Origin of the sequence: Bacteroides reticulotermitis JCM 10512 (assembly GCF_000517545.1) — a bacterium.
Lineage (GTDB): Bacteria > Bacteroidota > Bacteroidia > Bacteroidales > Bacteroidaceae > Bacteroides > Bacteroides reticulotermitis.
Window position 1 is genome coordinate 28,479 of sequence record NZ_BAIV01000032.1, and the last position, 15,592, is coordinate 44,070.

The window sequence follows — 15,592 nt, forward strand, 5'->3', positions numbered from 1 at the left end:
AGAGCAAAAAGCGTACCTTTGTTCGCAAATAGAACAATTTACTAGAAAAAAGTGTTGCATTTGTATGATAAATAATACCGCTGCTTCAACCAATAAACGCATATTACATATTGCCATCCCGTCCATCATTTCCAATATCACCGTCCCGTTGCTGGGATTGATCGATGTGGCAATTGTGGGGCATTTGGGTTCGGCTGCCTATATCGGTGCAATTGCCGTAGCGGGGATGCTATTCAATATAATCTATTGGATTTTCGGATTCCTGCGGATGGGCACCAGCGGCATGACCTCACAAGCTTACGGCAAGCACGACCTGGATGAAGTAACCAGACTGTTGTTGCGTTCGGTAGGTGTAGGCCTTCTCATTTCTTTCTGCCTGCTACTCCTCCAGAAGCCTATTCTCAACGTTGCTTTTACCTGATCAAAACGACCGAAGATATCCAGCACTTCGCCACCGTCTACTTCCGTATTTGCATCTGGGGTGCACCTGCCATGCTCGGGCTCTACGGTTTTGCGGGTTGGTTCATCGGTATGCAGAACTCCCGCTTCCCGATGTATATCGCAATCGTTCAGAATGTTGTAAACATACTAGCCAGTTTGTCATTCGTCTACCTGTTGGATATGAATGTAGCCGGAGTAGCTACCGGAACACTCATCGCACAATATGCCGGTATCGTGATGGCACTTCTACTTTGGAAACGTTATTACGGCACCCTTCGCAAACGGATCAGATGGAATGAGATTTGGCAAAAGCAGGAAATGTACCGCTTCTTCCAAGTCAACCGGGATATCTTTTTCCGTACCCTCTGCCTGATAGCCGTCACCACATTCTTTACTTCGACCGGAGCCGCTCAGGGAGAAATCGTTTTGGCGGTCAACACTCTGCTGATGCAGCTATTCACCCTGTTCTCCTACATCATGGACGGCTTTGCTTATGCCGGTGAGGCCTTGGCGGGACGCTACATCGGTGCTCGGAACCAAGTTGCCCTGAATCGCACCGTACGCCAACTGTTTTACTGGGGAACCGGACTGTCATTGGGGTTCACCTTGCTCTACTTAGTGGGTGGCAAAGCTTTCCTCGGACTGCTGACCAATGAGCCTTCTGTGATCCAGGAAGCGGATACCTATTTTTACTGGGTACTCTCCTTCCCACTGCTGGGCTTTGCCGCTTTTTTGTGGGACGGCATCTTCATCGGAGCCACCGCCACCCGGCAAATGCTGTACTCCATGCTAGCTGCTTCAGCCTGCTTCTTCCTTATTTATTACAGCCTATATCAGCAATGGGGAAACCACGCGCTTTGGTTTGCTTTCATCTGTTATTTATCATTGCGGGGAGTGGCGCAGACTGTTTTGGGAAGAAAGATTCTCCGGAAGTCTCTCTCAATCTGACAAAATATGCTTATTTTTGCGGAAATTAAACGTAAAAAGGTATGGCAAAGTTCAAAAGAATACTACTAAAGCTAAGTGGCGAAAGCTTGATGGGCGAAAAGCAATATGGCATTGACGAAAAGAGGTTGGCAGAATACGCCGCACAAATCAAAGAAATTCACGAACAAGGGGTACAGATCGGCATTGTGATTGGCGGTGGTAACATCTTCCGTGGCTTGAGTGGCTCCAATAAAGGATTCGACCGCGTGAAGGGTGACCAGATGGGCATGTTGGCTACGGTAATCAACAGCTTGGCGCTAAGTTCCGCCCTTGTGGCTACCGGTGTGAAAGCACGGGTGCTAACCGCGATTCGCATGGAACCTATCGGCGAATTCTACAGCAAGTGGAAAGCCATTGAGTGTATGGAGAACGACGAAGTAGTGATTATGTCGGCCGGAACGGGAAATCCTTTCTTTACCACCGACACCGGATCCTCGTTACGGGGAATCGAGATCGAAGCAGATGTTATGCTGAAAGGAACGCGTGTAGACGGAATCTATACAGCCGATCCGGAAAAGGACCCAACAGCCACCAAGTTTGACGAGATCACCTACGACGAAGTATTAAGCCGCGGGTTGAAAGTAATGGACCTGACCGCAACCTGCATGTGCAAAGAAAACAACCTGCCTATCATCGTATTCGACATGGATACCGCAGGGAATCTACAAAAAGTAATTATCGGCGAAAAGATCGGAACCTTGGTACACAACTAACTCCGCTTTTTCCGTTTCAATAGAACATACCGCAATCGGTGCTATCGGGAGAAATTCCGGTGGCACCGATTCTTTTTTTACCGATTCGGCATTTCTTGCACGAAGCGATCGATCCATAACCCCCTCTTCCAACGACAATTAGCTCCCCGAATAACCGCACCCGATTCGTTCGACCCGGGTGGAACGAAACAACAACCCAGGTGTAACTTACGTTCGACCCAGGTGAAACGAAACGTCAACCCGGGTGTAACGAATTAATTTTTAAGCCCAAAAGGATAGCTGTATAAGCCTGAGATTATAGCCTGCGGGGGTCGGCCAATTATTTTTTTCTATTGTTGGGCAAAACACTTGTATATCACCGGCGAACGATATACTTTTGTGCCCGCAATTTAATGAAGAATTGAAATAATGAACAACAAAACCAAAGGGTTTACCTATGGAGCCATTGCCGCCGCCAGCTACGGAATGAATCCTTTATTCGCTCTACCGCTCTACGCCGCCGGATGAGTGTTGACTCTGTTCTATTCTACCGCTACCTACTGGCCGTAATCGTTCTGGCCATTCTGATGAAAATACAGAAACAGTCGTTCGCCATCCAAAAAGCCGATATACTTCCCTTGGCCATTATGGGGTTGCTGTTCTCTTTCTCTTCGTTACTACTGTTTATGAGTTACAACTACATGGACGCCGGAATTGCTTCTACCATCCTATTTGTCTATCCGGTGATGGTAGCCGTCATTATGGGGGTATTCTTTAAAGAGAAGATTTCATTTATTACGATCTTCTCCATCGCGTTGGCACTGGTGGGGATCTCCTTCTTGTATCAGGGCGACGGAGGAAAAACGCTTTCTACACTCGGCATCATCCTCGTACTGCTGTCGTCATTGTCTTATGCTATTTATATAATAGGAGTCAACCAGTCGTCGCTCAAAACACTGCCAACGACTAAAATGACTTTTTACGCCATCTTATTCGGGCTTTCCATCTACATTGTCCGCCTGCGATTCTGCGTCGATCTGCAGATGCCACCCACTCCTTTGTTATGGGGTAGTGTGCTTGCACTCGCCATTCTCCCCACAGCGGTTTCGTTGATATGTACCACACTTTCCGCCCACTACATCGGCTCTACGCCCACGGCAATTCTGGGTGCATTGGAACCGGTAACCGCATTATTCTTTGGTGTTCTGGTTTTTCATGAAAAGTTAACGCTGCGTCTGATAATCGGTATTGTCATGATTATTGCAGCTGTCACTTTGATTATCGTAGGCAAGTCCCTGCTAAAAAAGATGAGTATGCTATTGCAGATCAACAAAAAATAGTATACTTTTGCTAATTAATCGATAAAAAGCAACTTAATAATCAAAAGAATATGGTAGACGTAAAGACTTGCATTAACAACGCACAAGAAAAAATGGATATGGCCATCATGTATCTCGATGAGGCCCTAGCTCATATCCGTGCCGGGAAAGCGAGCACCAGATTACTGGATGGCATTCGCGTAGATTCATATGGGAGCATGGTTCCCATCAGCAATGTAGCAGCTGTAACTACTCCGGATGCGCGCAGCATCGCAATTAAACCTTGGGATAAAAGCATGTTTCGTGTTATTGAGAAAGCGATTATCGACTCCGATCTGGGTATCATGCCCGAGAATAACGGTGAAATTATCCGAATTGGTATCCCTGCGCTAACCGAAGAACGCCGTAGACAATTGGCTAAACAGTGTAAAGGCGAAGGCGAAACAGCTAAGATCAGTGTCCGCAACGCCCGTCGCGATGGTATCGATTACCTTAAAAAAGCGGTTAAAGAAGGCTTGGCAGAAGATGAGCAAAAGAACTCGGAAGAGAAATTGCAGAAAATTCATGATAAATTCATCAAGCAGATTGATGAAATGCTAGCAGAGAAAGAAAAAGAAATTATGACTGTATAAATGGAATAACAGAGAATTGAAAACAGGGCATCCATCCGATCAAAATGTAAATAGAAATAACAATTATTCTGATCTCTGTTTTCAACTCTCAAATGTCAATGCATGAAAGGCTTAGTTATTAAAAATACAGGCAGCTGGTATCTCGTAAAGACAGACGACGAGCAATTCGTTGAATGCAAAATTAAGGGAAATTTCAGACTGAAAGGGATTCGGAGCACCAATCCCATTTCTGTGGGCGACCGCGTAAAAATTATACTCAACCAAGAAGGTACAGCCTTTATCAGCGAAATAGAAGACCGGAAGAACTACATCATCCGCCGCGCTTCCAATTTGTCGAAGCAATCCCATATTCTGGGAGCCAACCTGGACCAGTCGATGTTAGTTGTGACTGTCAATTACCCGGAAACCTCCACCACATTTATCGACCGTTTTCTCGCGTCAGCCGAAGCATACGGGGTTCCGACCAAACTTGTTTTTAATAAGATAGATGCCTACGATGAAGACGAAATTCGTTACATGGACAGCCTCATCACCCTCTACTCCTACATTGGTTACCCCTGCCTTCAAGTATCCGCACTAACCGGCGAAGGCATCGAGCCTCTTAAGAAAGAGCTGGCAGGCAAGATCACCCTCTTCTCCGGACATTCCGGCGTAGGCAAATCGACGCTGATCAACGCCATTCTGCCGAATCAAGATATAAAAACCGGAGAGATCTCGTCCTATCATAACAAAGGGATGCATACCACTACCTTCTCCGAAATGTTTCCCGTCGAAGAAGGCGGATATATTATCGACACCCCGGGAATCAAAGGTTTTGGTACTTTTGATATGGAAGAGGAAGAAGTGAGCCACTACTTCCGGGAGATTTTCAAGACATCAGCCAACTGCAAATATAACAACTGCACCCATCGCAGCGAACCCGATTGTGCGGTCCGCAAAGCCGTAGAAGAGCATTTCATTAGCGAGTCACGCTACATTTCTTACCTGAGTATGCTCGAAGATAAAGAAGAAGGAAAATACAGGTCGGCACACTAATCCTCCCTATCTACAGTCGAGAGTTAAAGTAACTATTTCATATCGAATCAGGTTCTTTAACTCTTTTTTATTTACCCGAAGTTAAACCTTTCTACCTTCCTGCTGTCTAAACTTCAATAACATAACACATACTGATACTTAACCATGAATAAAAAAATCAAATGGGGCAGCCTTATTATACTAGGTGTCGGTCTTATTGGTGGAGCTATCTATTCGCAGCTCCCCAAAGAAAATGAAGAGTTAGCCGCGGCAGACAAGGTAGTTAGTGGCAGCAAAGGGAAGAAAAACATTCTCAATGTAAATGCCAAAATCATAAAGCCGCAACTGTTAACAGACGAATTTACGACTACCGGTGTGCTACTGCCCGATGAAGAAGTAGATCTCTCTTTCGAAACCTCCGGAAAAGTGATCGAAATCAACTTTGAAGAAGGAAGCCTGGTTAAGAAAGGACAATTACTGGCCAAAGTAAACGACCGGCAACTGCAAGCCCAGCTGCAACGGCTCGTCTCTCAGCTTAAACTAGCCGAGGACCGTGTATTCCGCCAAAACGCCTTATTGGAACGCGATGCTGTCAGTAAGGAAGCCTACGAACAGGTAAAGACCGATTTGGCTACCTTGAACGCTGACATCGAAATAGTGAAAGCTAACATTTCCCTGACCGAGCTTCATGCTCCTTTCGACGGCGTGATCGGTTTGCGCCAAATCAGCGTCGGCTCGTACGCATCGCCTACCACCGTCGTAGCTAAACTAACCAAAGTTACGCCGCTCAAAGTTCAGTTCTCAGTCCCCGAGCGCTATGCGGCTCAAATCAAAAAAGGGACTAACCTCAACTTTCATATCGAAGGACAACTGGACGCCTTTGCGGCTAAAGTATATGCGATGGAGTCTACCATCGACCCCAACCTGCACACATTTATGGTACGGGCACTCTATCCCAACGTAAATCGGACGCTTCTTCCGGGACGCTACGCCAGCATCCAGCTTAAAAAGGAAGAGATCCCGAACGCGATCGCGATTCCTACCGAAGCCATTGTGCCGGAAATGGGCAAGGATAAAGTCTTCTTATATAAATCGGGAAAGGCAGAACCGGTGGACATCGTGGCGGGCATACGCACCGAAGCAGAAGTTCAGGTAGTCAGAGGTCTCCAATTGGGAGACACAATCATCACTTCGGGAACACTCCAACTTCGTACCGGACTTTCCGTCATCCTCGACAACATCGACTAATACCTGTGACCTATGAATATATCCGAATTAAGCATACGCCGTCCGGTATTAGCCACGGTATTAACAATCATCATCCTACTCTTTGGGTTCATTGGATACAGCTACCTGGCGTCCGTGAATACCCATCGGTAGACAACCCCATCATATCGGTCAGTTGCTCCTACCCCGGAGCCAACGCCGACGTAATTGAGAACCAAATCACGGAACCGTTGGAGCAAAACATCAACGGTATTCCGGGCATACGTTCGCTCTCCAGTGTGAGTCAGCAGGGCCAAAGCCGCATTACCGTCGAATTTGAATTGTCGGTAGACCTCGAAACGGCCGCCAACGACGTGCGCGACAAGGTGTCACGGGCGCAACGCTACCTTCCACGTGACTGTGACCCTCCCACCGTTTCGAAGGCTGACGCAGACGCGACGCCTATCTTGATGGTAGCGCTGCAAAGCGATAGACGCTCGCTACTGGAACTGAGCGAGATAGCCGACCTGACGGTTAAAGAGCAGCTGCAAACCATCTCCGATGTAAGTAGCGTATCCATTTGGGGCGAAAAGCGTTACTCCATGCGCCTTTGGTTAGATCCTATCAAGATGGCGGGATACGGCATCACACCCATTGATGTCAAGAACGCTGTAGACAAAGAGAATATCGAACTTCCCTCAGGAAGTATCGAAGGCAACACAACCGAATTAACCATACGTACGCTTGGCCTAATGCATACGGCAGAAGAGTTCAACAGCCTGATTGTAAGGGAGCAGGACGGGCAGATTGTCCGTTTCAGCGACATCGGGCGTGCCGAATTAGGCCCGGCGGACATCAAGAGTTATATGAAGATGAATGGCGTGCCGATGGTTGGTATCGTAGTCATTCCTCAGCCGGGAGCCAATCACATCGAAATCGCAGATGCCGTTTACAAGCGGATGGAACAGATGCAGAAAGACTTGCCGGAGGATGTGAAATACAATTACGGTTTTGACAACACGCAATTCATCCGGTCATCCATCAATGAGGTGAAGTCGACGGTATATGAAGCGTTCATACTGGTCATCATCATTATCTTCTTGTTCCTACGCGACTGGCGCGTCACACTGGTGCCTTGCATCGTTATTCCGGTTTCGCTCATCGGGGCTTTCTTTGTAATGTACCTTGCGGGATTCTCCATCAATGTGCTTTCGATGCTGGCCATTGTGCTGGCGGTGGGGCTTGTGGTGGACGATGCCATTGTAATGACGGAGAATATCTACATCCGTATCGAACGGGGGATGAACCCCAGAGAGGCGGGGATCGAAGGAGCCAAAGAGATATTCTTTGCCATTATCTCCACCACAATCACCTTGGTAGCGGTATTCTTCCCAATCGTATTTATGCAGGGAACTACGGGACGTCTGTTCCGCGAATTCAGTATCGTGATTTCCGGCTCAGTCCTTATCTCCGCTTTTGCGGCTCTGACCTTTACACCGATGCTTGCCACCAAACTGCTCATCAAACAAGAGAAAAAGAACTGGTTTTACCGGAAAACCGAACCATTCTTTGTCGGGCTGAACCATCTGTACAGTCGTTCGTTGAGTGCTTTTTTAAATAAGAGATGGATTGCCATCCTTATCTCCTTCGTCATAATCTGCTCGATTGGTGTATTGTGGAACATCATTCCGGCGGAAATGTCGCCGTTGGAAGATCGTTCGCAGATCTCGATCAATACCCGTGGAGCTGAGGGCATCACCTACGAGTACATCCGTGACTATACGGAGGATATCAATCATTTGGTAGACTCCATCGTTCCGGACGCCGAGGCTGTTACCGCCCGTGTATCGAGTGGTAGCGGTAATGTGCGCATCACGCTCAAGAACATGAAAGACCGTGACTACTCGCAGATGGATGTTGCCGAACAACTATCGAAGGCGGTGCAGAAGAAAACAATGGCGCGCTCCTTCGTGCAGCAATCATCTTCCTTCGGAGGTCGCCGTGGAGGTATGCCGATACAATACGTGCTACAAGCCACGAACATTAGCAAATTGCAAGAGATATTACCCGAGTTCATGAATAAGGTTTACGAGAATCCGGTATTCCAGATGGCGGACGTAGACTTGAAGTTCAGTAAACCGGAAGCACGTATCCAAATTAACCGCGATAAGGCAAGTATCATGGGGGTCAGTACCAAAAACATTGCGCAAACCCTGCAATATGGATTGAGCGGCCAACGCATGGGGTACTTCTACATGAACGGAAAACAATACGAGATTCTGGGAGAGATCAATCGCCAGCAACGTAACAAGCCTGCCGACCTGAAAGCCATCTATATCCGAAACGAGAAGGGGGATATGTTCAACTGGACAACTTAATCGAACTCGAAGGGGGTATAGCTCCGCCCAAACTGTATCGGTACAATCGATTCGTTGCCGCTACTATATCTGCCGGACTGGCGGAAGGCAAAACAATCGGGCAGGGCTTGGACGAGATGGACAAAATAGCCAAAGAAACGTTGGACGATACGTTCCGTACCGCCCTGTCAGGCGAGTCAAAAGAGTATCGGGAAAGTTCTTCCAGTTTGATGTTTGCCTTCGTACTGGCCATTGTCTTGATCTACCTGATTCTGGCCGCCCAGTTCGAGAGTTTCAAGGATCCGCTGATTATCATGCTTACGGTGCCGCTCGCCATTGCGGGAGCATTAATATTCATGTACTTCAACGGGATTACGATGAATATATTTAGCCAGATCGGTATCATCATGCTAATTGGGTTAGTAGCCAAAAATGGTATTCTGATTGTGGAGTTTGCCAACCAGAAACAAGAGGCCGGAGAAGACAAGATGAGTGCCATCAAGGATGCCTCTTTGCAACGTCTCCGCCCCATCCTCATGACGAGTGCTTCTACCATTCTGGGACTATTGCCCTTGGCTTTTGCCAGCGGTGAAGGCTCCAACCAACGTATTGCCATGGGTATAGCGGTAGTCGGTGGTATGGTAATCTCTACCCTGCTGACGATGTACATCGTACCGGCTATCTACAGTTATATATCGACTAACCGAATCAATAAACTAAAAGAATGAAACAGCGTTTTTCAGCATACAGCATATCATTTATCTTCTGATAGCCTGCAGTGGTCTATCGCAGAGCGTTCAGGCGCAAAAGGTATATTCGTTAAAGTCGTGCCTGGAGAGCGGGTTGCAGAACAACTACTCCATGCAAATCACACACAACCAGGAGCAGATTAGTAAAAACAACGCTACGCTGGCCAATGCCGGCTATCTGCCGACGTTGGATTTCTCGGCAGGCTATAAGGGGAACCTCGATAACATCGAAAGCAAATCAAGGGCTACCGGAGAAATTATCAAAAACAACGGGGTGTATGACCAGACAGCTAATGTGGGACTCAACCTCAACTGGACCATCTTCGATGGCTTTAACATCAGTACTACGTACAAGCAACTTAAAGAACTCGAACGCCAGGGGGAAACAAACACCCGCATCGCCATTGAGGATTTCATTGCCACGCTGGCTTCGGAATACTACAACTACCTGCAACAGGAAATCCGCCTGAAGAATCTCCGCTACGCGGTCACGCTTTCGAAAGAGCGTATGCGCATCGTGGAGGAGCGATACCACATCGGTAGTTTCTCGCGCTTGGACTACCAACAGGCAAAAGTGGACTTCAATGCGGACAGTGCTCAGTACATGAAGCAACAGGAGCTGTTACACTCGTCGCGCATCCACCTCAACGAGTTGATGGCCAATGAGTCGGTCAACCAACCGTTGCTGATTACGGACTCGGTTATTGACGTTAACGCACAACTTATATACGATGATTTGTGGACTGCGACGCTTGCTACCAATGCCAATTTATTGAAAGCGGATCAGAACATAACGCTTTCGCAGTTAGACTACAAGAAAATCAACTCGCGTAACTATCCGTACCTGAAACTGAATACGGCTACGGATATACATTCAACAAATACGATATCAACGCCACCAGTCGCCGCGGTGATTTGGGACTTAACGCCGGAGTCACCATCGGATTTAATATTTTCGATGGCAACCGCCGCAGGGAGAAGAACAACGCGAGCATTGCCATAAAAAACGCGCGTCTGGAACGACAAGAGTTAGAACTGACGCTGCGATCGGACTTCAGCAATTTATGGCAAGCCTACCGCAACAATCAGGAGCTACTCAACCTAGAACGGCAGAACCTGATTTCGGCCAAAGAGAATCACGAGATTGCATGGAGCGTTACATGCTCGGTAACCTGCCCGGTATTGAAATGCGTGAAGCGCAAAAGAGTCTGCTGGATGCCGAAGAGCGTATTCTCTCAGCCGAATACAGCACCAAACTTTGTGAGATATCTTTGTTGCAACTGAGTGGTAAGATTACGAGATATTTGGAATAAAAAACCAGTTATTCCCCCTGTCGCTTCGTTTTTCCACTTACATTTGTACATCAAAGATTTACTTAACAAATTAAAGACATGAAGAAAATAACCTTTGTCTTCCTGACATTCTTTGCGTTGAGCCAACTATCCGCCCAAGAAACAGAGAATTACACACAACAAAAGAATTATAAAGAATGGGTACGCATTGCTCCCAAATTTGAGGATTCTTTCTTCCAGACCAAAGAAGCACGTCGCATCGGTGACAATGTATTATTGTATCAACAGACAACCGGAGGATGGCCTAAGAACATTTATATGCCTGCCGAATTGGACAAGAAAGCCTATGCGGCTGTGTTGAAAGATCAAAAGAACGTCAATGAGAGTACGATTGACAACAACGCCACAACGACCGAGATTCAGTACCTGGCTCGCCTGTTTCAGGCTACACAGGACAACAAATACAAAGAAGCCGTACTGAAAGGCATCCAATACTTGCTGGACGCTCAATATCCCAATGGAGGATGGCCGCAATTCTATCCTCGCCCCACAGGCTATTACATACAAATCACCTACAACGATAATGCGATGGTTCGGGTGCTGAATCAATTGCGGGAGATATATGAGAACAAAGCTCCTTATACTTTTCTATCGGATAAGATCCGCGAACAGGCTCGTACCTCTTTCGACAAAGGAATTGAGTGCATCCTCAATACACAAGTCCGCCAAAATGGTAAACTGACCGTATGGTGCGCCCAGCACGATCGCGAGACCTTGGACCTTGCAAGGCGCGTGCTTATGAACTGCCTTCATTGAGCGGACAAGAATCGGATAATATCGTCTTATTGCTTTTATCTCTCCCCAGCCCCTCCGAACGGATTATCAATTCAATCGAAGGTTCTATCGAATGGTTCAAGAGATCGGAGATCAAAGGCTTGCAGAAGGAGTTCTTTACCAACAGCGACGGCAAAAAAGACTATCGCATGGTTCCCTGTGAGAACTGTCCTCCCCTATGGGCACGCTTCTATGATTTAGAGACGAACCGCCCTTTCTTCTGCGATCGTGATGGAGTTAAAAGATACGATCTATCGGAGATCGGCATTGAGCGACGGACGGGATACAGTTGGTATAACAGCGACGGAAGTAAAGTCTTGCAGAAGTATGAACAATGGAAAAAGAAGTTAGATAAAAAATAAAAGCGAAAAGGAGCTAGCCGGGAAGTCGACTAGCTCCTTTCTTTTTCACAGCCGATCTTTACCAACCACGGTCTCGGATTGATGAGCGATCCTACTTTTATAAAGCAAATGGAAGAAACGTCCCCAAAACTTCGATAAAAAAGCCAGGAAATAAAGTTTGAGTTTTTAGCCTTCAGCTTTCAGTTTTAGGCATAAAATACTGTAATACAAAGCTTTTAAACTGAAAGCAGTGTAACAAGCAAGCTTTCAGCCCCCAGTTAGCGTTCAGTTCAAAAGTCAAAGATTCGAATGCTTCTCTTTCTCTCCCCCATATACGAACTAACCAGCATCCTTTCTTTTTATATCCGCACAAGTATTCTTATTGGTTCGAAGCCCCGGGCTTTTGACCAACTGCCCGGGGCAAACGACTGAAACGCCCCGGGCTTTTTGGCAAATGCCCGGGGCTATAACCCAACCCCGCAAGCGATCCGGCTGAAAGCAGCAGCTTTCAGTTTCACCGTCTCACTTTCAGGATTATCTCATTAAATAACAACCAATTACGTCCCAAACTGAAAGCTGAAAGCAAAAAACAAATACAGTGTAGAGGAGGTATATCGTACCACCGAAGATGCGTTATGGCAGGATTATAAGAAAATAGGATGCGAAGGTACAGCTCACAATTTATAGATATCAAAAAGGGCCATCCAAATTCGGACAGCCCTTCTTGTTGATTTGTAATTAGCCGGCGATGTATTTGGCCCCCCTTCCTCCGACGCGATAAATCAATCGCACCAGAAGCCAAGATGCCGTAAAAGCTAAGACTGCCGCTACCGGGATTTGCAGGGGTATTGGAATTTGAATCAACCGCACCAGCATAACCGAAGGGCCGGTAAAGAAGTAGTGTACCATGTAGATTCCGAAACCGCAAACCGTCAGATTAGCTAATGCTTTCTTGATCGTTTCCGAACGCACATTGATCTTTTTGGCTATCATAAATACGGGTAGGGTCAGCATTAACACATTGATGGAGCAATAGGTAAAGAAGAGTTCTAACATCTCATCCGTACATTCGGGCAGAGCGGTCATGTGCCGGAATCCAAAGAAGGTTACGGCATAACCAATCGCAAACATCGGAATGCCTATAGCCAATGTTTTAGTCAGGCTCCACTCCAGATTCCGGAGGTAATGCCCCAACAACAGATAGCCGTGGAAACCAGCAAACGCATACAGCATGCCAAACGAGTTCCACGAACATGTACCCCACAGGTAATCGGCAGCATATTCATTGTAATAAGGTAAGAGTAAAGTAACTCCCCAAGCCAGTAGGAAATAGAGTTTAGCACGTTCCGAAGCTTTCTCTACCCATGCCGAGAAAATAGGCAGGTAAAGGTAAAGCCCAATCAACAAATAGATGTACCACATATGTACGGCTAGGATTGAAAAATTGAGTGGGATCATCAAAATATACTCCAACGCTACGGAAAATGACTGACGCATCACATCTTCACCCGCATAGGGGAAGAAGTCCAGTATGATTTGAGAGTTAAGTCCAAGCAGTCCGGTAATCCAAGGGAAGAGGTTATAAAGTACAGACCAGATGAGAAACGGAAAAAGTACACGCGGAATACGCTTCTTGTAGAAAGTGGAAGCCTCACCTCGCACCGGCAACAAAAGTGCTCCGGTAATCATAACAAAGAGTGGCACACACGGACGTAGCAGAGCACCGTAGGCTGCTCCCCAGAATTTTATCGCACCAATATCGGGAGAAGTGCCCGGAAAGAAATTAAAAGGATCGGTACAATGACAGCATACAACAGCAAACATAGCAATCAGCCGAACAATATCCAACCAAACAATGTGGGATCTTTCAGCAAGTTTTGTCGAAGGTTCTTTCATGGTATTATTTAAATAAAAGGGGGACAACTAGATTTATAGCTGCCCCCCAACTTTGTGTAAAGGGTTGTCTTATTTAATCGCGCAACGCGGCTTAATCTGTTTGAAGAAGTCATTGCCTTATCATCGACTAAGATGAATGCGGGGAAATCTTCTACTTCGATCTTCCAGATTGCTTCCATACCCAATTCCGGGTATTCCACACACTCGATGCTCTTGATGTTGTCCTGAGCTAACAGAGCAGCGGGACCACCAATGGAGCCGAGATAGAAACCACCGTATTGCTGACAAGCATCTGTTACTTGCTGGCTACGGTTACCTTTGGCCAACATGATCATGCTTCCGCCATGACTCTGGAAAAGTCCTACATACGAGTCCATACGTCCGGCAGTAGTCGGGCCCATAGAGCCGCAAGCCATGCCGTTCGGTGTTTTCGCCGGACCTGCATAATAGATCGGATGATCTTTGATATATTGAGGAAGGTCCTCGCCACGGTCTAAACGTTCTTTCAGCTTAGCATGCGCGATGTCTCTACCTACAATGATTGTTCCATTCAACGAAAGGCGGGTTGCTACCGGATACTTGCTCAGTTCTTTCAGGATCTCAGCCATCGGACGATTCAAGTCGATCTTCACAGCATCTCCCTCACCAGCTTGACGCAACTCAACGGGAATCAGGTTGCCCGGATTTGAATCCAGCTTCTCAATCCAAATACCTTCTTTATTAATCTTACATTTAATGTTACGGTCGGCCGAGCAAGATACGCCCAATCCTACGGGGCAAGAAGCTCCGTGACGCGGCAAGCGGATGATACGTACGTCATGTGCCAGGTATTTTCCACCAAACTGTGCGCCTAGCCCAATTTTCTGTGCTTCTTCCAATACTTCTTTTTCCAATTCCACATCGCGGAATGCACGTCCAAACTCATTGCCGGTAGTCGGAAGATTATCGTAGAAGTGAGTTGAAGCGAGTTTCACTGTCAACAGGTTCTTCTCAGCAGATGTACCGCCAATAACAAAAGCAATGTGATAAGGAGGACAAGCAGCTGTACCCAATGTCTTCATCTTCTCAACCAGGAATGGCACCAAGGTGCCGGGATTCAGAATGGCTTTGGTTTCCTGATACAAATAGGTTTTATTGGCCGAACCACCACCTTTGGTTACGCAAAGGAACTCATATTCCATTCCCTCGGTAGCTTCAAGGTCTATCTGCGCAGGCAGGTTGCATTTGGTGTTGACTTCATCAAACATATTCAGCGGTGCGTTCTGAGAATAACGGAGGTTCTCTTCGGTGTAGGTTTTATAAACGCCTAAGGAAAGAGCTTCCTCGTCACAGTAACCGGTCCAGACTTGCTGTCCCTTTTCACCATGAATAATGGCGGTTCCGGTATCCTGACAGAAAGGAAGTACGCCTTTAGCAGCTACTTCCGCGTTACGCAGAAAAGTCAATGCTACATATTTATCATTTTCACTGGCTTCCGGATCACTCAAGATTTTAGCTACCTGTTCGTTATGCGCACGGCGAAGCAGAAAAGATACGTCACGAAAGGCTGTATTAGCCATTTCAGTCAAGCCTTCTTTCGCAATTTTCAGAATAGGTTTTCCTTCAAACTCGCTTACCGACACATGGTCTTTGGTAAGCAGATAGTACTCAGTAGTATCTTGGCCCTTTTCGAACATAGGTTGATACTTAAACGGAGGTGTTGCCATAAATTTCTTATTTTATTACGTTATGTTAGTTAGTGAGACAAAGGTAGCAATAAATGATGAATGATAAATATTTAGAAGTAATAATTAACGGAGTATAAGGTATGCAAAACGGTGAGCAGGAATGTT

5 protein-coding genes and 6 pseudogenes are annotated in these 15,592 nt (G+C 46.6%); 9 read left to right on the forward strand and 2 right to left on the reverse strand.

The window, feature by feature from the left end; genetic code table 11:
* The first annotated feature begins 64 nt into the window (after positions 1–64).
* The 9 genes and pseudogenes from JCM10512_RS17205 to pelA all read left to right on the forward strand — a co-directional run bounded on the left by JCM10512_RS17205 (position 65) and on the right by pelA (position 11,885).
* Positions 65–1,389 (forward strand): annotated as a pseudogene (locus JCM10512_RS17205) (MATE family efflux transporter).
* Between the two features lie 41 nt (positions 1,390–1,430).
* Positions 1,431–2,141, forward strand: a complete 711-nt coding sequence (pyrH, locus tag JCM10512_RS17210; RefSeq protein ID WP_044164900.1) for a UMP kinase — start codon at positions 1,431–1,433, stop codon at positions 2,139–2,141.
* A 408-nt stretch (positions 2,142–2,549) separates the two neighbouring features.
* Positions 2,550–3,460 (forward strand): annotated as a pseudogene (locus JCM10512_RS17215) (DMT family transporter).
* Positions 3,461–3,510: 50 nt separating this feature from the next.
* Positions 3,511–4,071 carry a ribosome recycling factor gene (frr, locus tag JCM10512_RS17220; RefSeq protein ID WP_044164901.1) on the forward strand — a complete coding sequence of 187 codons (561 nt, stop codon included), beginning with the start codon at positions 3,511–3,513 and terminating at the stop codon, positions 4,069–4,071.
* A gap of 102 nt (positions 4,072–4,173) precedes the next feature.
* Positions 4,174–5,106 carry a ribosome small subunit-dependent GTPase A gene (gene rsgA, locus JCM10512_RS17225; protein ID WP_044164902.1) on the forward strand — a complete coding sequence of 311 codons (933 nt, stop codon included), beginning with the start codon at positions 4,174–4,176 and terminating at the stop codon, positions 5,104–5,106.
* 144 nt (positions 5,107–5,250) lie between these two features.
* A complete protein-coding gene (locus tag JCM10512_RS17230) occupies positions 5,251–6,333 on the forward strand; it encodes an efflux RND transporter periplasmic adaptor subunit (protein WP_044164903.1) in 1,083 nt (360 codons plus the stop codon).
* Positions 6,334–6,338: 5 nt separating this feature from the next.
* Positions 6,339–9,376: pseudogene (locus tag JCM10512_RS17235) on the forward strand (efflux RND transporter permease subunit).
* A 25-nt stretch (positions 9,377–9,401) separates the two neighbouring features.
* Positions 9,402–10,710: pseudogene (locus tag JCM10512_RS17240) on the forward strand (TolC family protein).
* A 78-nt stretch (positions 10,711–10,788) separates the two neighbouring features.
* Positions 10,789–11,885, forward strand: a pseudogene (pelA, locus tag JCM10512_RS17245) (pectate lyase).
* Positions 11,886–12,602: 717 nt separating this feature from the next.
* Here the strand turns inward: pelA and JCM10512_RS17250 are convergent.
* Positions 12,603–13,760: an acyltransferase gene (locus tag JCM10512_RS17250; RefSeq protein WP_044164904.1), complete on the reverse strand. Its 1,158-nt coding sequence runs from the start codon at positions 13,758–13,760 to the stop codon at positions 12,603–12,605.
* 69 nt (positions 13,761–13,829) lie between these two features.
* Positions 13,830–15,466, reverse strand: a pseudogene (locus JCM10512_RS17255) (fumarate hydratase).
* Positions 15,467–15,592 lie beyond the last annotated feature (126 nt).

What these genes read in the sequence shown, in the direction of transcription:
- pyrH (WP_044164900.1), top strand. Translation starts at nt 1,431, where the DNA reads ATGGCAAAGTTCAAAAGAATACTACTAAAGCTAAGTGGCGAAAGCTTG.
- frr (WP_044164901.1), top strand. Translation starts at nt 3,511, where the DNA reads ATGGTAGACGTAAAGACTTGCATTAACAACGCACAAGAAAAAATGGAT.
- rsgA (WP_044164902.1), top strand. Translation starts at nt 4,174, where the DNA reads ATGAAAGGCTTAGTTATTAAAAATACAGGCAGCTGGTATCTCGTAAAG.
- JCM10512_RS17230 (WP_044164903.1), top strand. Translation starts at nt 5,251, where the DNA reads ATGAATAAAAAAATCAAATGGGGCAGCCTTATTATACTAGGTGTCGGT.
- JCM10512_RS17250 (WP_044164904.1), bottom strand. Translation starts at nt 13,760, where the DNA reads ATGAAAGAACCTTCGACAAAACTTGCTGAAAGATCCCACATTGTTTGG.